The organism is Streptosporangium sandarakinum, assembly GCF_013409935.1.
GTDB classification, from domain to species: Bacteria; Actinomycetota; Actinomycetes; order Streptosporangiales; family Streptosporangiaceae; genus Streptosporangium; species Streptosporangium nondiastaticum.
In genome coordinates this window covers 896,178-917,900 of sequence record NZ_JACCCO010000003.1, presented here as the reverse complement: position 1 = coordinate 917,900, position 21,723 = coordinate 896,178, and the positions used below count along the sequence as shown (strand labels likewise).

Sequence of the window (21,723 nt, the reverse complement as noted above, 5' to 3'; positions counted from 1 at the left end):
AAGCGGCCCGGCTGCGGAAGCGGCCCGGCTGCGGAAGCGGCCCGGCTGCGGAAGCGGCCCGGCTGCGGATCACGGGTCGAGGTCGGCGGCGCCCCGCTCGGCGAAGACCCGCATCGCCTTGGCGGTGATCGGGCCCGGCGCGACCGGGAGCACGGTCTGGTCGACCGCGCGGATGGGCTGGATGTCGCGGGTGGTGGAGGTCAGGAACGCCTCCTCGGCCTCGTAGAGGGCCGACAGCGGGACGTCCTCCTCGGTGCCGCCGCACCACTCCAGGGTGAGCGCCCGGGTGACCCCGGCCAGGCAGCCGGAGGCCAGGGTGGGGGTGACCAGCCGCCCGTCGCGCACGATGAAGACGTTGCTCCCGGTGCCCTCGCAGAGGTTCCCGGCGAGGTTGGCGAAGATCGCCTCGCCGCCGCCCCGCGCCTTGGCGTAGGAGAGGGCCTTGGCGTTGTCGCCGTAGGAGGTGCTCTTCACCCCGGCGAGCGCGCCGCGCTCGTTGCGCGGCCAGGGCACGACGGTGACGTCGGCGGTGGCCGGGAAGGGCTTCTGCTCACCGACGATCACCACGGTGGTGCAGCCCTGGTCGCCGCGGTCGGAGCCGAGCGGCCCGGGGCCGCTGGTGTAGGTGACGCGGATCCGGCCGAGCGGCCAGGCCGGGGCCTCGGCGAGGCACGCCCGCACGCCCTCGGCGATCGCGTCGGTGTCGGGCTCGGGCAGGTCCATGCGCCGCGCGGAGAGCCGGAGCCGGTCGAGGTGGCGGGTGAGCGCGAAGGAGACGCCGTTCACGCATTTGATCGTCTCGAACACGCCGTCGCCGACCATCAGGCCGTGGTCGAAGACCGACACCGTGGCGCCGTCCGCCGGAACGAGTTTCCCGTTGAGCCATATGGGGGTGTTCATCAGTTTCCTCCTGAACCTGCCGAACCGGATGTGGAGGCGAGCGCGACCAGCCGCGCGGCCTTCAGCTCGGTCTCGTGCCATTCGCGTCGTGGATCGCTGCCCCAGGTGATACCCGCGCCGGTGCCGAAGCGGATCTCACCGGAGGAGATCCAGAAAGTGCGGATGCCCACGGCCAGCGACGCCCGGTCCCGGTCGGCGTCGACCCAGCCCACGGCACCACAGTATGGCCCGCGCGGCTCGGGTTCGAGTTCATCGATGACACCGAGCGCGGTGGATTTCGGCGCGCCGGTCACCGAACCGGGCGGAAACGTCGCCGCCAGCAGCTCCGGCCAGCCGTACCCGGGGGCGAGCCGGGCCCGGACCGTGGAGACCAGGTGCACCAGGCCGGGGTGCTCCTCGACCTCGCACAGGGCCGGCACGGTGACCGAGCCGACCTCGGCGACCCGGCCCAGGTCGTTGCGGACCAGGTCGACGATCATCACGTTCTCGGCGCGGTCCTTCTCCAGCAGGTCGTCCGCGGTGGCCCCGGTCCCCTTGATCGGCCTGGACTCGACCACGTCGCCGTCCCGCGATAGGTAGAGCTCCGGGGAGGCCGACACCACGTCGCGGCCGGGCAGGCACACCGTGGCGGCGTACGGGGCGGGGTTGCCCTCGGCCAGCCGTACGGCCAGCGCCAGCGGGTCCGCGTCCCCGGGCAGCGGCGCGGTCAGCACCCGGCACAGGTTGGCCTGGTAGACGTCGCCGCGCTCGATGCGGGCGCGGATGCGGCGCACCCCCTCCTCGTAGGCGGCCTGGTCGAGGGAGCTGCGCCAGGCCGAGGGGCCGGGGCCGCGCCAGGGGCGGCGGGGCGCGGGCAGCGGCGCGCGGCGGACGTCGTCGAACCGCGCGCAGGTGACCTTGCCCTCGTAGTCGAGCACGACGGCCCACCAGCCCTCGCCGTCGAGCGCGGACACGTCGGTGGTGACGTCGCGGAGCCGGGTGGCCAGGAACCCCCCGGCGTGGGCGAACGAGTCGTGCATACGGCTATTGTCCCGCCGCCTCGGCGAGCAGGCGCACCAGTGCGCGGGCCGCGGGCAGGGGCGTGCGGGGCAGGGCGGTGGAGACCGTCCGGCGCGGGGCCGACTCGCCGAGGGAGCGCAGCACCAGGCCCGCCGGTACGGCGGGCGCGGCCAGGGCGGGCACCAGGGTGATGCCGAGCCCCGCCGCGACGTACCCGAACTTGCCGGTCCACTCGGCGATCCTGACCGTGGCGCGGGGGGCGAACCCGGCGCGGGCGCACGCCTGGGCGAGCATGGTCGTCCCGCCGGGCGACGGCGCCTCGATCCAGGTCTCCTCGCGCAGCTCGCGCAGGTCGACGACCTCTCCCCCGGCTCCCCCGGCCAGCCGGTGCCCGCGGGGCAGCGCGACCAGCAGTTCCTCCTCCACCAGCTCGGCGAGCTCCACGTCCTCGTCGTACGGCAGGCCGGCCGGATAGTCGCTGACCACCGCGACGTCCAGCTCGCCCTCGCGCATCCGGCGCAGCAGACCGCCGCTGGGGCCCTCGACGGGGGTGAGGGCCACGTCGGGGAAGCGGTCGGCGAAGGCGCGCAGCGCGCCGGGGACCAGCGCGACGTTGGCGGTGGCGAACGCGCCGACGCGCAGCGTGCCCCGGTGCCCGCCGTGGATGCCGGCCAGCTCCTCCTCGGCGCGGGCCAGCCGGTTCAGCACCACCCGGGCGTGGTGGTGCAGCGCCTGCCCGGCCGGGGTCAGCCGTACCCCCCGGGCGAGGCGGTCGAACAGCGGTCCGCCCGCCCGCGCCTCCAGGGCGGCGATCCGCCGGGAGACCGCCGACTGGGTGTAGTTGAGCCGGGCCGCGGCCGCGGTGAACGAGCCGGTGGCCGCCACGGCGTCCAGCAGGCGCAGCGCGTCGGTGTCGTACACATTCCTCCTACGCATGGATGACATGAAATGTAGTCGCTGGTGGAATGGCACGGGTCTCCGTACGGTGGCCCGCATGATTGCTTTCCTCGGTCTGGGGCGCATGGGCGCCCCGATGACCGGCCGCCTCGTCGCGGCCGGATACAAGGTCACCGTGTGGAATCGCACCCCCCGTGCGCCGGAGGGCGCGACCGTCGCCGGCTCCCCCGCCGCGGCGGTGGCGGAGGCGGAACTGGTGATCACCATGCTCAGCGATCCCGAGGCGGTCCGGCGGGTGCTCACCGAGGCGCTCCCCGGCCTGCGCCCGGGGACGCTGGTGGTGGAGATGTCCACGATCGGGCCGGAGGCGGTGGCCGGGCTCCGCGAACTGCTTCCCGCGAAGGTGGGCCTGGTGGACGCGCCGGTGCTGGGCAGCGTGGAGCCCGCGCGGGACGGCACGCTGACCGTGCTGGCCGGTGGCGCGCCGGAGGACCTGGCGCGCTGCCGCGAGGTGCTGGAGGTGTTCGGCCGGGTCCGGGAGGCGGGCGGGCCGGGCGCCGGGGCCGCGCTCAAGGTGGCGGTGATGAGCGCCCTGGTCCCGGCCCAGGTGCTGTTGGCCGAGACCCTGGCCCGCGCGGAGGCCGGCGGCGTGGACGCCGGCGCGTTGCTGGACGTGCTGGGCGGCACCCCGCTGGGCGGGCTCGTCGAGCGGGTGCGGCCGGCGGTCGAGAACGGCCCGCCCGGGACGCGCTACGCCCTCGGGCTGGCCGCCAAGGACCTGACGCTGGCCTCCCCCGGGGCGGGGACGATCGCGGCGGCGGCCCGGGACAGGCTGCTGGAGGCGGCCGCGGCGGGGCTGGGCGGCGCGGACCTGACGGCGGTCTTCGGTCACCTGCGGGCGGCCGGCCGTACGGAGGAGCGGGCCGGGACCGCCGGGGAGCCGGCGCGGAGCCGGGGCGTGGCCAAGGTGAACCCGGCGTCGGTCCCGGCCACCAACGGCCGCTACTCGCACGCGACGAAGGCGGCGGGGCTGCTGTTCGTCTCCGGGCAGGTGGCGCTGGACGGGGAGGGACGGGTGGTCGGCGAGGACGACATGACCCGCCAGTCGGAGCACGTGATGGAGCTGCTGGCGCGGATCCTCGCCGATCAGGGCTGCACGTTCGACGACGTCACCCACATCCGGACCCACCTGACCGACATGTCGCGGCTGCTGGAGTACGCGGCCGTCCGTGGCCGGTACATCACCGGCGAGCCCCCGGCCAGCACCACCGTGGAGGTGTCGCGGCTGTTCCGGCCGGGGCTGTTGATCGAGGTGGAGGTGATCGCCGCCCTGCCCGCGGAGCGGTGACCGGCCCGCGGGACCACACGGGGTACGGCGGTCCGGGCGGACGCCTCCGGCCGCGCGCGGAGGCGGCGGCCCGGGGCGCCCGGCCGCCGGACGGCTCCGGGGCGCCGTCCGCCGCCCGTCCCGGGGCGGCGGGGCTCAGGACAGGGGGCCGATGACCGCCTCGGCCGCCGCGACGACCGAGTTGTCGGCCACGAGCCGGACCGTCGACTCGATCTCCGGCGCGAGGAAGCGGTCGGGCCCGGGGCCGGAGACCGCCTGGCGCAGGCAGGCCACCACGGCGGCCGTGGCGGGGGCGGGTCGCAGGGGCGCCCGCAGGTCCAGCGCGCGGGCGGCGGTGAGGATCTCCACCGCCAGCACCCGGGTGAGGCCGTCCACCGACCGGCGCAGCTTGCGGGCGGCCGACCAGCCCATGGAGACGTGGTCCTCCTGCATCGCGGAGCTGGGGATGGAGTCCACGCTCGCGGGCACGGCCAGGCGCTTGAGCTCGGAGACGATCGCCGCCTGGGTGTACTGGGCGATCATGTGGCCGGAGTCCACGCCGGGGTCGTCGGCCAGGAAGGCCGGCAGGCCGTGGCTGCGGGCGACGTCCAGCATGCGGTCGGTGCGGCGCTCGGAGATGCTCGCCATGTCCGCGGCGGCGATGGCCAGGAAGTCCAGCACGTAGCCGACGGGGGCGCCGTGGAAGTTGCCGTTGGACTCCACCCGGCCGTCGGCCAGGACCGCCGGGTTGTCGATCGCCGAGGCCAACTCCCGGGCGGCGACCGACGCGGCGTGCGCCAGGGTGTCACGCGCGGCCCCGGCGACCTGCGGGGCGCAGCGCAGGGAGTAGGCGTCCTGGACGCGGGTGCAGGTGCCGTCCCGGTGGGAGTCCATGATCTGCGAGTCGGCCAGCAGCGCGCGGAGGTTGGCGGCGCTGGCCGCCTGGCCGGGGTGCGGGCGCAGGGCCTGGAGGTCGGCGGCGAAGACACGGTCGGTGCCGAGCAGCGCCTCGATGCTCATGGCGGCGCCGATGTCGGCGACGCGGAACAGCCGGGCGAGGTCGTCCATGGCCAGGATCAGCATGCCGAGCATGCCGTCGGTGCCGTTGACCAGGGCGAGGCCCTCCTTGGCGGCCAGCTCCACCGGCTCGATGCCCGCCTGCTTCAGCGCCTCGGCGGCGTCCGTCAGCTGCCCGGAGGCGTCGCGGACGACGCCCTCGCCCATGATCGTGAGCGCCACGTGGGAGAGCGGGGCCAGGTCGCCGGAGCAGCCGAGGCTGCCGTACTCGTGGACCACGGGGGTGATGCCGGCGTTGAGCAGGCCCTGGAGCGTCTTGGCGGTCTTCGGGCGCACGCCGGTGTGGCCGGTGGCCAGGGTGCGCAGGCGCAGCAGCATCAGCGCCCGGGTGACCTCGGTCTCCACCTCGGGCCCCGACCCGGCGGCGTGCGAGCGGATCAGGGAGCGCTGGAGCCGGGCGCGCAGCGAGGGCTCGATGTGCCGGGTGGCGAGGGCGCCGAAGCCGGTGGAGACGCCGTAGGCCGGGACAGGGCTCTCGGCCAGCTCGTCCACCCGGGTGCGGGCCGCGGCCACGGCCGCCACGGCGTCGTCGGTCAGGCGCACCGTCGCCCCGTACCGGGCCACTTTGACGACGTCGTCGAAGCTCAGCGGCTCCGTCCCGACGTTCACGACCTCGTTGTCGCGCATGGTGTCACTCTCTCGCGGTGGATTGTAACTGGTGTATGTGATGTTAGACCCTTACAGGCGGTGTGGCCGCCCCGCCATCGTCGCCCGGTTCACCGCCTTTCACCACTCGCCGGAGTGCCTCATTCAGGGGGCCGGAAGGCCCTCTTCCCGGGGCCCCGGCGCGTTCCGGTTTGGGGAGTCGGCCGCCATTCGCTAGAGTTCTACCCGTGAGACCGGGCGTCGCCCCGGAATCGCACGCGGAAGTGGCTCAGTGGTAGAGCATCACCTTGCCAAGGTGAGGGTCGCGGGTTCGAATCCCGTCTTCCGCTCGGAAGGGGGCCGCGCGCCCTCACTCGGTGGAGTGGCCGAGAGGCGAGGCAACGGCCTGCAAAGCCGTGTACACGGGTTCAAATCCCGTCTCCACCTCTGGCTTCGACGCGGACGATTAGCTCAGCGGGAGAGCGCTTCCCTGACACGGAAGAGGTCACTGGTTCAATCCCAGTATCGTCCACTCAAGAGATCCCGGGCCGGCGGCCCGGGATCTTCTGTTTTCCGGGGATCTTCTGTTTTCCGGGGCCGCGGCCCGCGGACGTCCACCGGCTCCGGCGGCTCCCCCGGCGGGTGGGCCTCCGTCTCGCGCCGCTCGCCGGGGCCGGCCGGCCGTACGGCGCGGCGGGTGCGGTGCCCGGCCACGCGGGCCCGGGTGGCGCAGCGGGAGGAGCAGAAGCGCCGGGGGCTGCCCGGGGAGGAGTCGGCGAAGGGGCGGTCGCATCCGGGCGCGGCGCAGATGCCTCCGGGCACCCGCCGGTGCTCGGCGAGCAGCATGGCCAGCGCCATGGCGGAGGAGACCAGGAACCACTCGGCCCAGGGCGCGTCGTCCTCGCCGTCGGCGTGCAGGTGCCAGTCGGCGGCGCCGTCGTGGGTGGTCAGCCGGGGCGGCCGGGCGGACCCGGCGAGGATCCGGTTGAGCAGCCCGGCCGCCTCGCCGAGGTCGGCGGCGGCGAAGACCTCGCGCAGCCGGGCCGCGGCCTCCCGCATGGCGGCGACGTCGCCGCCGGTGAGGCCGGGGACGCCCGGCCCCCGCTCGCCGTACGCGCGGATCACCTCGCCCACGCTCTCGACGGTCGGGGCGTCCAGCAGCAGCGCGACCAGCTCTGCGGCCCGGTCGGCCGTGTTCCTCGTGGATCTGAGCACACCCCTAATGTAACGTCTTGTAGATGAAAAGCCGTTACAGACTCGCGGGTTACCTGGCGGGCACGGTCGCGGCCCGGACCGGCGACGACACGTCGGGGCCCGCGCTGCTGCTCCTGGGGCTCTCCGCGACCGGCTCGGTGACCGTCGCGTCGTCGTTGCTCGCCGGGCTGACGATCTCCTCGGCGGTGGGCGGCCCGGTCTTCGGCGCCCTGCTGGACCGCTCCCCGCGGCCGGGCCGCATGCTGGCGGGGGCGCTGGCGGCCTACGCCGCCGGGCTCCTGGTCATCCTGCTGGCCCTGGGACACGTCCCGACACCGGCGCTGGTCGGCGTCGCGGTGCTCGCCGGGGTGCTGGGGCCCGCGCTGACCGGCGGCTGGACGGCCCAGCTGCCGCTGGTCGCCGGGGAGGCGGATCTGCGGCGGGGCAGCGCGCTGGACGGCCTGACGTACAACGTGGCGAGCCTGGGCGGGCCCGCGCTGGCCGGGGCGCTGGCCACGGCCGCCGGGGCGCCGGCGGCGGTCGCGGTGTCGATCGGGCTGGTGCTGCTGGCCGTACCGGCGGCCTGGACGCTCCCGGCCCGCCCCTCCGCGCGGGGGGACGCGAAGGGGGTTTCCGAGGCCGGGGATGTGCGGGAGCGGCCGGAGCGGGGCGCGGAGCGCGAGCCGCTGTGGCGCGACCTGACGGCGGGGCTGTCGGCGATCACCCGGCACCCCCGGCTGCGGCGGGCCACCCTCACCACGACGGTGTCCTTCGCCGGGGCGGGCGTGCTGACGGTCTGCGCGCCGCTGCTCGGCACCCGGCTCACCGGGGAGAGCGGCTACGGCACGCTGCTGCTGTCCGCGCTGGCCGCGAGTGCGCTGGTGGCCAACATGGTCCTGGCCCGCCGTCCGCCCGCCGTGCCGGACCGGGTCATCCTGCTGGGCACGCTGCCGATCGCCGCGGGCTCGGCGCTGGCCGCCGCGGCCGGCTCCCCGGCGACGGCGGTGGTCGCCGCGGTGCTGGCCGGTCTCGGCCAGGGGCCGCAGCTCATCGCGGTGCTCGCGGTACGGCACCGCGACGCGCCCGAGCGGCTGCGCGGGCAGGTCTTCACCACGGCGGCGAGCCTGAAGATCAGCGCCTTCGCGGTCGGCTCGGCGGTCGCCGGGCCGCTCGCCGAGCACTCGGTGCCGGCGGCCCTGCTGACCGGGGCCGGGGTGCAGCTCCTGGCCGCCCTGGCCTACCTGCTGTCGGGCCCGCGCTCAGGGCAGCAGTTCCCGGGAGATCGCCCGCATGGCCTGCTCGTGAGCCCACCCGGCGTCACGGCCGGGCAGCCCGAGTAACACGTCTCCCGCGAGGCTGTCCATGATCCGGCAGATCCGTCCGGCGAAGTCCTCCGGGTCGTCCAGCGGGCGGAACGTCCCCTCTCCCGCTCCCCGGACCGCGAGGGCGGCCAGCTCGCGGACCCAGGTGCCGGTGAAGGAGGCGATCCTGGTCAGTGTCTCCTCGTCCCGGGGCGGCTGGGCGACGACCTGGGCCCACAGCCGCCAGCGGACGTCGCCCGCGCCGCCGGGGAGATACAGCTCCACCAGTCGCCGGACCGCCTCGCGCGGGTCGGCGACGGCCGCGAGCTCGGCCGTGCAGCGCTCGGCCAGCTCGTCCTCGCTGAGCAGGAGGGTCGAGACGAGCAGCCGGTCGCGCCTGCCGAAGTAGTACATGACGTGGCCGCTGCTCATGCCGGCCCGCTCGGCGATGTCGCGGACCCGCAGCCGCTCCGGCCCCACCTCGTCGATCGCCTGCAGTGCCGCCCGCAGCACGTGGGCTCGCACGTCGGGGCGCGCCGGCTTCGCAGTCATGACTCATCACCGTACCTGTTTAGAATGCCGTTCTAAGTTTGAAATCCGTTCTAAAGGAGATCGCGTGCGGCTGACACCGACGGAACGCGACCGGCTCCTGCTGTTCGGCGCGGCGGAGCTGGCGCGGGCGAGGAGGGCCAGGGGCCTGCGGCTCAACGTGCCGGAGGCCACCGCGCTGGTCGCCGACACGGTCTGCGAGGCCGCCCGCGACGGCGCCCGGCTGGCCGAGGCCGTCGCGGCGGGCCGCGCCGTGCTGGGCCCGGACGACGTGCTGCCCGGGGTGGCCGACGTCGTCACCGAGGTGATGGTCGAGGCGGTCTTCGACGACGGCACCCGGCTGGCCGTGGTGACGGACCCGTTCGGCGGCGGCTCCCTCGGGGACGAGGCCCCCGGCGCGGTCGTCGAGGCGCCCCGGGAGCCCGTGGCGGAGGAGGACGCCGTCGAGGTCGAGGTGGTCAACACCGCGACCGTGCCGATCAGCGTCACCTCGCACTTCCACTTCTTCGAGGTCAACCCGCGGCTGCGGTTCGACCGGGCGGCGGCCTACGGGCGGCGCCTGGCCGTGCCCGCGGGCTCGACCGTGCGCTTCGACCCGGGCGAGGGCCGTACGGTCCGGCTGGTGCCCATCGGCGGCGCGCGGGTGGCGATCGGGTTCGCCGGGCTGGTGGACGGGCCGCTGGACGCGCCCGGCGCCTTCGAGCGGGCCATGGACAAGGCGCGGGCCTGCGGGTATCTCGGCGGCGAGGGGCCGGCCGCGGACGGCGCCGTACGTCCGGGACCGGCGGGAACAGCGGGATCTCCGGGAGCGGACGAGGAGGGCGGCAGGTGAGCGTGTACGGCCCGCGCAGGGGCGACCGGGTCAGGCTGGGCGACTCCGGCCTGGTGGTGGAGGTCGAGCACGACGCCCACCGGCCCGGGGACGAGTTCATCGCCGGGTTCGCCAAGACGGCGCGCGACGGGCTGCACCTCAAGGCCGCCTCGGTACGCGACACCTGCGACCTGGTGATCAGCAACGTTCTGATCCTGGACCCGTTCCTCGGCGTGCGGACCGCCTCGATCGGCGTCCGGGAGGGGCGGATCCACGCGATCGGCCGGGCGGGCAACCCCGACACCCTCGACGGCGTGGACGTGGTGGTCGGCACCGGCACCGCGATCGTGTCCGGCGAGGGGCTGATCGCCACGGCCGGGGCGATCGACACCCACGTGCACCTGCTCAGTCCGCGCATCATGGAGGCGTCCCTGGCCTCCGGCGTCACCACGATCATCGGCCAGGAGTTCGGACCGGTCTGGGGCGTCGGGGTGAACTCGCCCTGGGCGCTGCGCCACGCGTTCAACGCCTTCGACGCCTGGCCGGTGAACATCGGGTTCCTGGCGCGCGGCTCGTCCTCCGGCGCGGCCCCGCTGGTGGAGGCCCTCGCCGAGGGCGGCGCGAGCGGCTTCAAGGTGCACGAGGACATGGGGGCGCACACCCGGGCGCTGGACACCGCGCTGCGGGTCGCCGAGGAGCACGACGTGCAGGTGGCCCTGCACACCGACGGGCTGAACGAGTGCCTGTCGGTGGAGGACACCCTGGCCGTGCTCGACGGCCGCACGATCCACGCCTTCCACATCGAGGGCTGCGGCGGCGGCCACGTGCCGAACGTGCTGCGGCTGGCCGGCGTTCCCAACGTCATCGGCTCCTCCACCAATCCGACGCTGCCCTTCGGCCGCGACGCGGTCGCCGAGCACCACGGGATGATCGTCTCGGTGCACGGCCTGCGGCCCGAGCTGCCCGGGGACGCCGCGCTGGCCAGGGACCGGATCCGGGCCGGCACGATGGGGGCCGAGGACGTGCTGCACGACCTCGGGGTCATCGGCATCACCTCCTCCGACGCCCAGGGCATGGGCCGGGCCGGTGAGACGGTGCGCCGGACGTTCGCCATGGCGGGGAAGATGAAGGCCGAGCTGGGCGCCCCGGAGCGGCACGACAACGAGCGGGTGCTGCGCTACCTCGCCAAGCTGACGATCAACCCGGCCATCGCGCACGGCCTGGCGCACGAGGTCGGCTCGCTGGAGCCGGGCAAGCTGGCCGACATCGTGCTGTGGCGGCCCGACCACTTCGGCGCCAAGCCGCAGCTCGTGCTGAAGGCCGGTTTCCCCGCCTACGGCGTCACCGGCGACCCGAACGCCTCCACCGACATCTGCGAGCCGCTGGTGCTGGGCCCGCAGTTCGGCGCGCACGGCGCGACCGCCGCCGACCTGTCGGTGGCGTTCGTCAGCCGGGCCGCCGTCGAGGCCGGCGACGACCGCATGACCACCCGCCGCCGCCGGGTCGCCGTGCGCGGCACCCGCGGCATCGGCCCCGCCGACCTGGTGCGCAACGCGCGCCTCGGCGAGGTGCGGGTGGACGCGGCCGGCCTGGTCACCCTCGACGGCGAGCCGGTGCGCTCGGAGCCCGCCGAGTCCGTCTCCCTGAGCCGCCTGTACTTCCTCTGACCGCCCTGTACTTCCCCCGACCGTCCCGTCTCCGGGCCGTCCCGTCCGGGACGGCCCGGACGCCTCATCCCACGACCCCCGGCCCCGGAGGCCGCCGGACGGCCCGCGGCCTCCGGCGGCCCGGCCCCACCACAGAAGGAGTCCCGTGTTGTTCTTCATGCCGCCGGAATGGCACCCGCACGAGCGCACCTGGATGTCCTGGCCGGTGCCCGGCTACACCCTCGACGCCGGCGCCGAGGCCGCCCACCGCGCCTGGTCGGCCGTGGCCAACACGATCGTCCGCTACGAGCCTGTCACGATGGTCGTCGATCCCGGCGAGCGGGAGTCCGCCGCCCGATGGCTGGCCCCGGAGGTCGAGGTGATGGAGCAGCCGCTGGACGACTGCTGGATGCGCGACAACGGCCCGACCTTCCTGGTGGACGGCGCCGGCGGCCTGGCCGGGGTGGACTGGACGTTCAACGGCTGGGGCTGGCACGCCCACGCCAAGGACGACCTGGTGGCGGCGGCCGTGCTGGAGCGCGCGGGCGCGACGCGGTTCCGTTCGGAGATGGTCAACGAGGGCGGCGGCATCCACGTCGACGGGGAGGGCACGGTCATCGTCACCGAGACCGTCCAGCTCGGCGAGAGGCGCAACCCCGGCTGGACCCGGGAGCGGGTCGAGGCCGAGCTGCGCGACCGGATCGGCGCGCGGAAGGTGATCTGGCTGCCGCGCGGCCTGACCGCCGACTACGGCCGGTACGGCACCAGCGGCCACGTGGACCTGCTGGCCTGCTTCGCCCGTCCCGGCCTGGTGCTCTGCCACGTCCAGTCCGACCCGGACCATCCCGACCACGAGGTGACCCGGGAGAACCTGCGGATCCTGCGGTCGGCGACCGACGCCCGGGGCCGGGCGCTGGAGGTCGTCGAGCTGCCCGCCCCGGAGACCCGCGAGGTGGACGGCGAGCTCGTCGACTACTCGTACATCAACCACTACCTGGCCAACGGCCTGGCGCTGCTGTGCTCGTTCGGCGACCCGCGCGACGCCGCGGCGGCGGAGGTGTTCGCCCGGCTCTTCCCCGGGCGCGCCATCGAGACCGTGGACGCCCGGCCCATCTTCGCCCTCGGCGGCGGGATCCACTGCATCACCCAGCAGCAGCCGCGGCCGTGAGCGGTGGAACCTTCCACGGGTCTTTTGTCCAGGGGGTGTCCTGATCCGGCCACCATAAGAAAAAGATCTTGTCAGCCTCGGTGATCAGTGCGAATACTTGCGGTTTGTTCTTGTCATCGAGGAAGGCCCGCGCAATGAAACCCATCATTGTTCACAAGCCCGGCACAGTGGCGCTGACGGGGGCCGCCAGCCCCAAGCACGTAGGCTGACGCCAGGAAAATCCGGAAAATGCGGAACCGGTGCTCAGCGATGGGTGCCGGTTCCTGGAGAACGCGCAGAGGAGAACGGTGAGCCGGGGACAGTCACCGCCGGGGAACGCGCCGCTCCCCCCATTGCTCCTTCCGCCCGTCGACGCCGACCGGCGCCTGCGCGGGCCGTACACCGCCGGGGGCGCGATCGTCGCCGCGCTGGTGCCCGCCGCCCGGCCGGAGCTGGTCGCCCGCTACGACATCGAGCTGCGGGCCATGGCGCCCGACATGGGCGGGCTGATCCCGGAGAGGCGCCGGTCGCTCGCCGCCCACCTGCCGCGGGCCGAGCGGATCCTGGTCCACGCGCCCCGGCGCACGCTGCGGCTGGCCAACGGGTTCGCCGAGTTCGTCCGCGAACACCTGGCGGAGACCGGGCCGCGCACGCTCGTCGTGGAGAACGTCCACCTGGCCGACCCCACCGACCGGGAACTGCTGGCGGTGCTGCGGCGGCGGATCGACCCCGGGCTGCTGGCCGTCATGACCGGCGAGCACGCCGGGCCCGCGGAGCCCGGCGAGGCCGGGGACCCCGCGGAGGCCGAGGAGACCCTCACCCCCGCCGAGCACGACGCCCGCGCCGACGAGCTGGAACGGGAGGGCACCGTCGGCGCCCGGCTCGGCGCGATCCCCTACCACCGCGAGCGCGGCACCGACCCGCGCCGGGCGGTGGAGGCGCTGCGGTTCGCGGTCCAGTGGTGCCTGGACGCCGGCTGCCACGACGCGGTGGCCGAGCTGGGCGCCCGCGCGCTGGCGCTGGCCGACCCGGCCGCCGAGCCGGACGTCTGGTGGCGCTTCCTGCACAGCACCGCGACCGCGCTCGGCGCGCTGAACCGCGAGGAGGAGGCCGAGGCCCTGTTCGACCGGGCCAGGCGCGAGAGCGTCTCCCCCACCGTCCACGCGGCCGCCGCCTACTCCACCGCGATGCTGAAGGTCCGCCACCACGACCCGGCGCGCCGCGACCCGGAGGCCGCGCTGGCCTGGGTCAACCAGGCGATCGCCATCTCCACGCTGCTGCCCGACCCGCGCGAGCGGGCTTTCAAACTCGGCTTCGACCTCAACGGCCGGGCCCTGGTGGAGGTACGGCTCGGCCGCCCGGCCAGGGCCCTGGAGCTGGTCCAGGAGGCCGTCGAGCTGGCCGAGCGCGACCTCGGGCCGGACGGGCACCCGATCCACCGGCTGGTGCTGCTGGCCAACCGGGCCCAGCTCGCCGTACTCCTGGGCCGCCCGAAGGAGGCGCTCAAGGACCTCGACGCGGTGATCGCGGCCGACCCCGGCTACCCCGACTACTACATCGACCGGGGCAACCTGCTGCACCGGCTGGGCCGGGCGGAGGAGGCGGTCGCCGACTACGAGACGGCGATGCGGGCCGGCCCGCCGTTCCCCGAGCCCTACTACAACCGTGCCGAGATCCGCTTCGCCGCCGGCGACCACCGCGGCGCCCTCGCCGACCTGGACCACGCGCTGGAGCTGGACCCGGGGTTCGTGGACGCGCTGGCCAACCGGGCCGGGCTGCTGGCCGCGCTCGGCGAGTACGACGGGGCACGTGCCGACGTCGAGGCCGGGCTCGCGATCGACGCGGGCAATCCGTACCTGCTGTGCGCGCTGGGGCAGATCGAGGCGGCCGGGGGGCGGCCGGACCGGGCGCGGGCCGCGTTCGACGGCGCCCTGGAGCGGGCGCCGTCGCTGGCGGCGGCGTGGGCCGGACGGGGGGCGCTGGCGTTCGAGACCGGCGACCCCGCGGGCGCGGTCGCCGACTTCACCCGCGCGCTGGAGTCGGGGGACGACCCCGCGCTGCTGTACAACCGGGCGATGGCGCTGCGCGCCGCGGGCCGTACCGGGGAGGCGTCCGCCGACCTGCGGCGCGCCCTCGAACTGGCTCCGGACGACGAGGACATCCGCCGGGAGCTGGCGGGCTGACGGCCCGGCGGCCCGGCCCTTCGCGGCGGGGCGGACCGTGACCGGCCGCCGGAACCGGCGGTGGTCGGCGTCGGCCGGCCGGGCGCGGTCAGCCGGGCGCGCCGCCGAGGTAGCGCTCGGCCAGCTCGCAGGTCCCCCGCGTGTAGCCCGCGCCCAGCTCGGCGGCGATGTCCACCCCGGAGTGGGTGCCGATCCAGGCGACCAGTAGCAGGCGGCGGAACATGACGAAGGTCCAGATCTCCGCCTCGTCCCCGGCCGGCAGGCGCAGCACGCCCCGGTAGCCGCGCAGCCAGGAGGCGATCATCTCGGGGACCAGCGGGTCGTGCTCGATGAAGCTGAGCGCGGCGGCCAGGTCGTACAGGTACCAGCCGAAACCGCAGTCGTCGAAGTCGATGACGCTGGGCGGCCCGTCGCCGGTCACCAGCAGGTTGGCCAGGCGCAGGTCGGCGTGGATCAGGCCGTAGCGGTCCGGGCCCCGGCCGAACCGGCGCAGCCTGCGGCGCAGCTCCGCGTCGAGCCGCCCCAGCACGGCGCGCTCCTCGGCGTCCACGCCGGGGCCGTCCTGCCAGCGGCCCCAGCGCGACTCGGCGCCCAGCGCGGCGGCGTGGTCCCAGTGGAAGCGGGTGAAGCCCGCCGGGCGCCGCCAGGCGCGCGCGTGCCGGTGCATCCGCGCGGTGACCGCGCCGAGCCGCTCGAACCCGGCCACCAGGCGGTCCCGCGGCGGCTCGGCGCCGGGCAGGAACTCGAACCGCACGCAGGCGCGGGGCGGCTCGCCCGGGACGGTCAGCACCCTGGAGCCGTCGAGGGCGGGAAGCACCCGGGGGGTGCGGACCCCCGCCTCCTCGCGGAGCGCCTCCAGCCAGGCCAGCTCGGAGCGGATCGCCGCGACGGAGTGGTAGCCGGAGCGGTGCACCCGCAGGATCGACCGGTCCCCGGTGTCCGGGTCGTCCAGCCGGAAGGTGGCGTTCTCCGACACGTTGATCAGCGTGATCCCGGCGCGGGGCGTCCCGTGGAGCCGCGCCGCCTCGCGGGCGGCCCGGTGCGCGGCGGCCAGCGCCCCGCCGCCGGCCGACAGGTCGTGGACCCGCGTCGGCCCGTCCGGGTACGGCGAGCCGGGGACCCGCGCCGATCCGCCCGGACGCGACGCGAGGAGACCGGCCGGGGCGTCCGGGACGGCCGGAACGGCCGGTGCGGCGTCCGGGTACGGCGGGCGGCCGTCGCGCATGGGTCCTCCCTGGCGGTGCGCGGGGGCCGCGCGGCGAAGACTTCGAATCCCGTATGGGATCTTGCACCGCCGGGCGACGGCGGATACAAACCGAATTGTCCCGCAAAAGGGTGCCATGGCCGAAGGAGCCCGGTGAACATCGAACTCGCGCTGCGGATGTGTGAGGCGTCGGTTCGGCAGGCCGGGCGCGAGGGCGCCCTGGTCTCGGTGGCCGTGGTGGACGCGGGCGGCCACCTGGTGGCCTTCCAGCGCATGGACGGGGCGGAGATCGCCGGGGTGACGCTGGCCCCGGGCAAGGCGTACACCGCGGTGGCGCACCGGATGACCACCGCCGACCTGGCCCGCCTGGTCCGGCCCGGCGGGGAGCTGTACGGCCTCCCCGGGGACAGGTACGTCTGCTTCGGCGGCGGCGTGCCGCTGCGCCACCCCGGCGAGGAGCGGCGGGTGGCCGGGGCGGTCGGCGTCAGCGGCGGCACCGTCGCCCAGGACGTGGCGTGCGCCGAGGCCGCCGCCGCGCTCTGGGACGGCGTCCAGCTATTCCAAAAAAGGGATATATAGCCATTAATAGCCCCCAGGGCTTTTTTCAGAAACTGATTAGCGATGCGGACTGAAGCCCTTTTTGTCGCCCCACTTTTGTCATTCGATTAACTCTCGCGCACTGCCCCTGACGAATGGCCGGGTAAGCCCCGGATCGGCCGTCCGTCCGGAACGGACGGCGGCGGGCACCGAGGCCGCCGCCTCCGGACGGCCCGGCCCGGGAAAAGTCATGGGAGAACGGCCGTATTCCGCGCGCCTTCCCCGCTCATCCGCTGATGCGGCGCGAAGCCGCCATTCAGCCATGCGCAATTCCTCGGGAGGAATCGTGCGGTACTCACCACGACGCGCGCTGCTGGCAGCCGCCCTGAGCACTCTGGGCGCCTTCGCCACGGTGTCCGGCGGCGCCGCGGCGGCCCAGACCGGCACCCGCTCCGGCACGGCGCCCGCCCCCGCGCCCGGCGGGGCGTACTGCCCGCCCGCGACCGGCCGGCCCGCACCGGTGGGCGGGACGACCGGGTCGGCCACCGGCGTCCCGTGCGCGGACCCGGTCGCGGCGCCGCGTCCCGTGCCGGCCACGGGGGCCATGTCCCCGGCCGCGATCGCGGCCGTCCCGCCCGCCGCCCCGGCCGAGGCTGCCGCGCCGCGGACGGACCGGGCGCCCGTGACCGTGCCGGCGCCGCTGCCGGAGGCCGTCCGGACGCCACCGGCCGGCGCCGCCGACACCGGCGCTAACGCCACCGGCACCGGGAACACCATCGCCGCCGGCACGAAGCCCGGCCCGCAACCGCGGCAGCTCTGCGGCCCGCCGTACATCGCCGACAAGCCGGAGCTGGGGCCGGTGTACCTGCCCAGGAGGGGACTGCTCGGCAGCATCCTGCGCGGCTACGTCCCGCTGGGCGGGCTGCCGCCGTGGAAGTTCCTCTTCCGCTACCAGGACGGGACGACCGGCCTGTACCGCTACCCGCCGTACTTCGGCTACGCCACCTCCGGCGGATTCCCCAACGGCAGGCCGCTGTTCACGACCGTGACGCTGCCCGCCGGCCGGAAGCTCGACCGCTTCGGCGGCGAGGGCGGCTCCTTCCTCGCGCCATTCGGTGGTTCCTACGTCGGGCGCGCCCTGCCCCCGAGCAACCTCAACACCTTCCCGGCGGCGCCGGAGTACCCGTGCGGCTACCACGCCTACCGGGTGCTGAAGCCGTTCCGGGTGGACGCGGGCCCGGCGAGCCCGGCGTTCCAGATGCGGGGCGGGGGCGTCCAGTACCACCTGCTCAGCAAGTACATCCCCGAGGCGCCGCAGGAACCGGCGGAGCTGCCGGTGAGCTGGCTGGTCGACAACAAGTACCTGGAGCGGTTCCACGTGCCGATGTGACCCCGGAGCCGGACGAGGCGGCTCCACGGAGGCATGGAAGATCGACCGGGCGAAGGACCGGCGGGCGGCGGAACCGCGGGAGCCGGGCGGGCCGGGACGACCGGGACGCGGCGGTCCCGGCCGCCGGGGTCCGGCCGTGCCGGCGGCCATGGCGCGGGCGGGCTCCCGGCGATATATTGCTCGCGTTCCCGGTTCACGGACGCGCGCCGGTGAGCGACGGCGCCCGGGTCCCCGGCTCGCGAGATCCGGTCCGCCCGGCCCCGCCGGAGCCGTCATGACCGCCGGAAGGCGGAATGACCAGAGACGACCCCCCTCCCCGGCGAGGCGCCCCCGGCCTCGCGGACGTGGCGCTCGCCACGCCGATGCTCATCATGATCATCGCGTTCGGCGTCATCGGCTACCGGCTCTACGACCGGGCCAGCCAGGACCCGCCCATCGCCCCGGAGAAGGGCAAAGCCGGCAGGGTGCTCTTCTTCGCCTCGCGGGAGGGGGCGATCTCGGAGGCGACGCTCAACGTGTCCCCGCCCGCCTCCGGGCAGCCCGCCGCCCGCAAGCTGGACATCGAGCTGAAGATCTACTGGGGTGACTCCCCCGAGCGGGGGAGATGGGCGCTGTTCCTCGACGGGAACATCGCCCCGCGGGACGCCGACGGCCGGCTGAGGGTGCCCGAGCTCAGGGTGACCTGCGACGACCTGGACGACGCCGTGGCCACCGTGTGCGACAAATACTCCGGCACCCCGATAAAAGCCGACATCGGGATAGGAAAGGGCGGCGAGAAGGACGTCCCTGGCCGCTACGGCGACGGACTGGTGCTCTCCGGGGAGGTCCCCGACATCGGCGTGCAGAACTCGGGTCGCGGAACGCTGCTGATCGACATCCCCGTCGCCAGGGCTCCGGTGGAGAACACCGCCGCCCAATATCTGATCCGCCCGCCCGTGCTCGGCCAGGAGTTCCTGCCGTACTTCAACCTGATGGCGCTCGACCGCGACGACGACCTGCCGGGGAAGACTGAGTGGCTCTTCGCCGAGGGCGCTCCCGGCGAGGAGCCGTCGTACCAGGTCGTCGTCGCCCAGCGGCTCGGGGAACGGCTCACCGACGTGGCCTTCAACCCCCGCAGCCCCTCGGACTGGACCTGGACGGGCAAGAAGACCCTGGACGTCGAGGCGCTGGCGGTCCGCCCGCATGTGCAGGCGGCGCAGCAGCGCGACCTGTTCTGGGCCGCGGTCTGGATCTCACTGTCCTCGGCCTTCCTGGTGTGGTTCCTGGAGATCGTCACCACCGCGGGCCGCGCGGCGCTCGGCGCCCGGCGGCCGGGAGGCGATGAGACCCCGCGTCCGGAAGACGGGGAGTCCCGGCATCAGGCGGGCGGGGAGACCCGGCACCGGGAAGACGGGGAGTCCCGGCATCAGGCGGGCGGGGAGACCCGGCACCGGGAAGACGGGAAGGACCGCGGACCCGAGGACCGCGGACCCGAGGGTGACGGGCCCGAAGGTGACGAGTCCCGGAACGAGCCCGAGGACGACGAGCCCGACGACGACGTCCTCACTCCGCCCCGGACGCCCCGGAGTCATGGAGGCCCCGGAGCCAGGACCCTGGAGGCCGCCCGGCGGACGCTGGCGGACCACCTCGCGCTCAGGGCAGCGGGGCTGGCCGCGAGGCCCCTGGACGAGGTGCCCGACGGCGACTTCGGCCTGCTGTGGACCTGGTGGCGGCTGGACCCGGCCGCCGCCCGCGGATGGCTCCGGGCACAGGTCGACGGGGGACGGTGGCCGCTCCCGGCGGTGATCGTCCGGTTGACCGTCAACGGAGGTCCGCCGGAGCGCCCGCGACCCGGCGGCGCGGGTGGTGCGAGCAGCGCGGACGGCGCGGACGGCGCGGGTGGTGCGGACGGCGCATCCCCCGACGGCTCCCTCGGGGCCGCCACCGATGCCGCCACCGGCTTCCTCGGCGCCCGTTACCTCCTGGCGGCGATCCGGGACGCGCTGACCGGCCGGTCTCCCACAGGCACCGGCGCCCGTACCGCGCGGCGGCGGGCCGTACGGCCGGAGCCCGGTCAGGAGCGCAGGTAGGCCAGGACCGCCAGAACTCGGCGGTGCTGGTCGCTGTCCTCGGCGTACAGCCCGAGCTTGGCGAAGATGTTGCGGATGTGCTTCTCCACCGCCCCCTCGCTGATCACGAGTTGCCGTCCGATGGCGGGGTTGGATCTCCCCTCCGCCATCAGGGACAGCACCTCGCGCTCACGGGGGGTGAGGGAGGCGAGCGGGTCGTCGCGGCGGCGCCGTACCATCAGCTGGGACACGACCTGCGGGTCGAAGACCGTCCCGCCGGACGACACCGCGCGCAGGCCGCCCATGAAGTCGTCCACGTCCACGACGCGGTCCTTGAGCAGGTATCCCACCGCTCCCCTGGCGTCGGCGAGGAGGTCGTCGGCGTAGGACACCTCGACGTACTGCGACAGGATCAGGACCGGCGCGCCGGGCACCCGTCGGCGCGCCTCGACCGCCGCCCGCAGCCCCTCGTCGGTGAAGCCGGGCGGCATCCGGACGTCCACCACCGAGACGTCCGGCCGATGCTCGACGACGGCCCGCACGAGGGCGTCGCCGTCCCCCACGGCGGCGACGACCTCGCACCCGAACTCCTCCAGCAGCCGGATCAGGCCCTCTCTGATGAGGACCGCGTCATCGGCCACGACTACCCGCACGGAACCTCCGCCACGATCACCGTTGGCCCGCCCACCGGTGAGTCCACCGTCAGTTCCCCGTCCACCGCCTTCAGGCGGTCGGCGAGGCCGGACAGGCCGTGTCCCTTGGCGACGTGCGCGCCGCCGACCCCATCATCCCCGATCGTGAGCATCAGGACGCCACCGGTCCGCGCCAGCGTGACCGTGCACACGGTGGCGTGGCTGTGCTTGGCGGCGTTGGCCAGGGACTCGGCGACCACGAAGTAGACGGTGTTCTCGATCGCGGCGGCGAAGCGCCCGGCCACCTGGACGTCCAGCTCGACGGGGATCGTGCAGCGGCCGGCCAGCGCCGCCAGCGCCGGGGCGAGGCCCCGGTCGGTGAGGATCGGCGGCGCGATGCCGCGCGACAGGGCGCGCAGCTCGTCGAGGGTCTCACGGGTGGAGGTGATGGCCTGGCCGAGCATCTCCTCGACCGCCTTCGGGTCGCGCTTGAGCTGGCGCTGCGCCCGCGACAGGTCCATGGCCAGGGAGACCAGGCGCTGCTGCGGCCCGTCGTGGATGTCGCGTTCCAGTCGCCGCAGCGCGTTGGCCTCCGCCGACACCGCCGCGGCCCGCCCCTCCGCCAGGTCGTCGATGCGCTCGTGCAGCTCGGCGACGCTGACCAGCATCGCCCGGCCCAGCCCGGCCCGGACCAGCGCGCAGCCGCGCAGGACGACCGGCAGGGTGAGGGCGAACAGCACGCCGATGCCGGTGTTGAACGCGACCTCCACCCAGACGGCGTCGCCCAGCCCGAGCAGCTCGGGCAGCCCCTGGTTGCCCGGGATGGCGGCGAGGACCCACCCGTAGAGCGGGTAGGTCAGGCCGATGATGGTTCCGGCCCACCAGGTCACCGCGAAGACGAAGGTCACGATCGCGATGGGGAAGGACACGATGCCGTAGAGCAGGTCCAGCCACGACTGGCCGTTGGTCAGCGGGTTGGCGATCCGGCGGAACCGGCCGGCGCCCTCCGGGGCGGGCCGGTAGCGGGGCCGGGCCAGCGGGCGGCCGAGCACCTCCGGCAGCATCCGCCGCTCGGTGTCGGCCAGCCCGCGCGCCGCCAGCAGCGTCGTCGCGAGGATCGGCACGCCGATCCACACCACCGCGGTGCCCACCCCCGCGGCGAAGCCCGTGACCATGAGGGAGAAGAAGACGATCGAAACGGGGAAGCCGGCGAGCAGGTAGCGGGTGTCGACGCCGACCCGGCGCAGGAGGGATCTCATGCGGTCAACCGTATGGGCGCGGACTGCGCCGATCGAC

At 74.9% G+C, this 21,723-nt stretch carries 18 protein-coding genes and 3 tRNA genes; 12 read left to right on the top strand and 9 right to left on the bottom strand.

Going from position 1 to position 21,723, the window contains the following annotated elements:
• Positions 1-69: 69 nt before the first annotated feature.
• Genes HDA43_RS30485 through HDA43_RS30475 form a run of 3 tightly spaced genes read right to left on the bottom strand, consistent with a single transcriptional unit; the run spans position 70 to position 2,835 of the window.
• On the bottom strand, positions 70-900 hold the full coding sequence (locus HDA43_RS30485; protein WP_179827756.1) for an aminotransferase class IV: 831 nt from the start codon (positions 898-900) through the stop codon (positions 70-72).
• Positions 900-1,919 carry a chorismate-binding protein gene (locus HDA43_RS30480; RefSeq protein ID WP_179827755.1) on the bottom strand — a complete coding sequence of 340 codons (1,020 nt, stop codon included), beginning with the start codon at positions 1,917-1,919 and terminating at the stop codon, positions 900-902. Before HDA43_RS30480 ends, HDA43_RS30485 begins: the two co-directional genes overlap by 1 nt.
• 4 nt (positions 1,920-1,923) lie before the next feature.
• Complete coding sequence (locus HDA43_RS30475; RefSeq protein ID WP_246424760.1) at positions 1,924-2,835, bottom strand: LysR family transcriptional regulator; 912 nt, start codon at positions 2,833-2,835, stop codon at positions 1,924-1,926.
• Between the two features lie 58 nt (positions 2,836-2,893).
• Here HDA43_RS30475 and HDA43_RS30470 point away from each other — a divergent pair, with 58 nt between their 5' ends.
• Positions 2,894-4,144 carry an NAD(P)-binding domain-containing protein gene (locus HDA43_RS30470; protein ID WP_179827753.1) on the top strand — a complete coding sequence of 417 codons (1,251 nt, stop codon included), beginning with the start codon at positions 2,894-2,896 and terminating at the stop codon, positions 4,142-4,144.
• A 135-nt stretch (positions 4,145-4,279) separates the two neighbouring features.
• Here HDA43_RS30470 and hutH read toward each other — a convergent pair whose 3' ends face one another.
• Positions 4,280-5,827: a histidine ammonia-lyase gene (hutH, locus tag HDA43_RS30465; RefSeq protein ID WP_179827751.1), complete on the bottom strand. Its 1,548-nt coding sequence runs from the start codon at positions 5,825-5,827 to the stop codon at positions 4,280-4,282.
• Positions 5,828-6,063: 236 nt separating this feature from the next.
• Between hutH and HDA43_RS30460 the strand changes: the two genes are divergently transcribed.
• The 3 genes from HDA43_RS30460 (at position 6,064) to HDA43_RS30450 (ending at position 6,317) form a co-directional block, all read left to right on the top strand.
• Positions 6,064-6,135: transfer RNA gene (locus HDA43_RS30460), tRNA-Gly, on the top strand.
• 26 nt (positions 6,136-6,161) lie between these two features.
• Positions 6,162-6,232, top strand: a tRNA-Cys gene (locus HDA43_RS30455).
• Positions 6,233-6,245: 13 nt separating this feature from the next.
• A tRNA-Val gene (locus HDA43_RS30450) sits at positions 6,246-6,317 on the top strand.
• On the opposite strand, the gene HDA43_RS36560 is transcribed toward HDA43_RS30450, so the two are convergent.
• The gene (locus HDA43_RS36560; protein WP_312873617.1) at positions 6,299-7,000 is read right to left on the bottom strand and encodes a CGNR zinc finger domain-containing protein; all 702 of its coding nucleotides are present in this window, start codon (positions 6,998-7,000) and stop codon (positions 6,299-6,301) included. The two genes, HDA43_RS30450 and HDA43_RS36560, sit on opposite strands and share 19 nt — an antisense overlap.
• A 23-nt stretch (positions 7,001-7,023) precedes the next feature.
• Between HDA43_RS36560 and HDA43_RS30440 the strand changes: the two genes are divergently transcribed.
• Positions 7,024-8,319: an MFS transporter gene (locus HDA43_RS30440; protein WP_179827749.1), complete on the top strand. Its 1,296-nt coding sequence runs from the start codon at positions 7,024-7,026 to the stop codon at positions 8,317-8,319.
• Here HDA43_RS30440 and HDA43_RS30435 read toward each other — a convergent pair.
• Positions 8,239-8,832: a TetR/AcrR family transcriptional regulator gene (locus tag HDA43_RS30435; RefSeq protein WP_179827747.1), complete on the bottom strand. Its 594-nt coding sequence runs from the start codon at positions 8,830-8,832 to the stop codon at positions 8,239-8,241. The genes HDA43_RS30440 and HDA43_RS30435 overlap by 81 nt on opposite strands.
• Positions 8,833-8,896: 64 nt before the next feature.
• Here HDA43_RS30435 and ureA point away from each other — a divergent pair, with 64 nt between their 5' ends.
• The 4 genes from ureA to HDA43_RS30415 all read left to right on the top strand — a co-directional run bounded on the left by ureA (position 8,897) and on the right by HDA43_RS30415 (position 14,616).
• Positions 8,897-9,661, top strand: coding sequence for an urease subunit gamma (ureA, locus tag HDA43_RS30430; protein WP_179827745.1), 765 nt, complete (start codon positions 8,897-8,899; stop codon positions 9,659-9,661).
• The gene (locus tag HDA43_RS30425; RefSeq protein ID WP_179827743.1) at positions 9,658-11,307 is read left to right on the top strand and encodes an urease subunit alpha; all 1,650 of its coding nucleotides are present in this window, start codon (positions 9,658-9,660) and stop codon (positions 11,305-11,307) included. Before ureA ends, HDA43_RS30425 begins: the two co-directional genes overlap by 4 nt.
• A 145-nt stretch (positions 11,308-11,452) precedes the next feature.
• Positions 11,453-12,454 (top strand): agmatine deiminase family protein, encoded by a 1,002-nt coding sequence (locus HDA43_RS30420; protein ID WP_312873616.1) that lies wholly within the window; start codon positions 11,453-11,455, stop codon positions 12,452-12,454.
• 332 nt (positions 12,455-12,786) lie between these two features.
• Complete coding sequence (locus HDA43_RS30415; RefSeq protein ID WP_246424759.1) at positions 12,787-14,616, top strand: tetratricopeptide repeat protein; 1,830 nt, start codon at positions 12,787-12,789, stop codon at positions 14,614-14,616.
• Positions 14,617-14,704: 88 nt separating this feature from the next.
• Here the strand turns inward: HDA43_RS30415 and HDA43_RS30410 are convergent, their stop codons facing one another.
• Positions 14,705-15,841 (bottom strand): phosphotransferase enzyme family protein, encoded by a 1,137-nt coding sequence (locus tag HDA43_RS30410; RefSeq protein WP_179827739.1) that lies wholly within the window; start codon positions 15,839-15,841, stop codon positions 14,705-14,707.
• 132 nt (positions 15,842-15,973) lie between these two features.
• On the opposite strand from HDA43_RS30410, the gene HDA43_RS30405 reads away from it, so the two are divergent.
• The 3 genes from HDA43_RS30405 to HDA43_RS30395 all read left to right on the top strand — a co-directional run bounded on the left by HDA43_RS30405 (position 15,974) and on the right by HDA43_RS30395 (position 19,816).
• A complete protein-coding gene (locus HDA43_RS30405; protein WP_179827737.1) occupies positions 15,974-16,399 on the top strand; it encodes a GlcG/HbpS family heme-binding protein in 426 nt (141 codons plus the stop codon).
• Between the two features lie 304 nt (positions 16,400-16,703).
• Positions 16,704-17,747, top strand: coding sequence for a glycohydrolase toxin TNT-related protein (locus tag HDA43_RS30400; protein WP_179827735.1), 1,044 nt, complete (start codon positions 16,704-16,706; stop codon positions 17,745-17,747).
• A gap of 293 nt (positions 17,748-18,040) precedes the next feature.
• Positions 18,041-19,816 (top strand): hypothetical protein, encoded by a 1,776-nt coding sequence (locus HDA43_RS30395; protein ID WP_179827727.1) that lies wholly within the window; start codon positions 18,041-18,043, stop codon positions 19,814-19,816.
• Here the strand turns inward: HDA43_RS30395 and HDA43_RS30390 are convergent.
• Both HDA43_RS30390 and HDA43_RS30385 read right to left on the bottom strand, forming a co-directional pair.
• Positions 19,801-20,448 (bottom strand): response regulator transcription factor, encoded by a 648-nt coding sequence (locus HDA43_RS30390; RefSeq protein WP_179827726.1) that lies wholly within the window; start codon positions 20,446-20,448, stop codon positions 19,801-19,803. The two genes, HDA43_RS30395 and HDA43_RS30390, sit on opposite strands and share 16 nt — an antisense overlap.
• Positions 20,439-21,686: a sensor histidine kinase gene (locus HDA43_RS30385; RefSeq protein WP_179827725.1), complete on the bottom strand. Its 1,248-nt coding sequence runs from the start codon at positions 21,684-21,686 to the stop codon at positions 20,439-20,441. Before HDA43_RS30385 ends, HDA43_RS30390 begins: the two co-directional genes overlap by 10 nt.
• Positions 21,687-21,723: the final 37 nt, after the last annotated feature.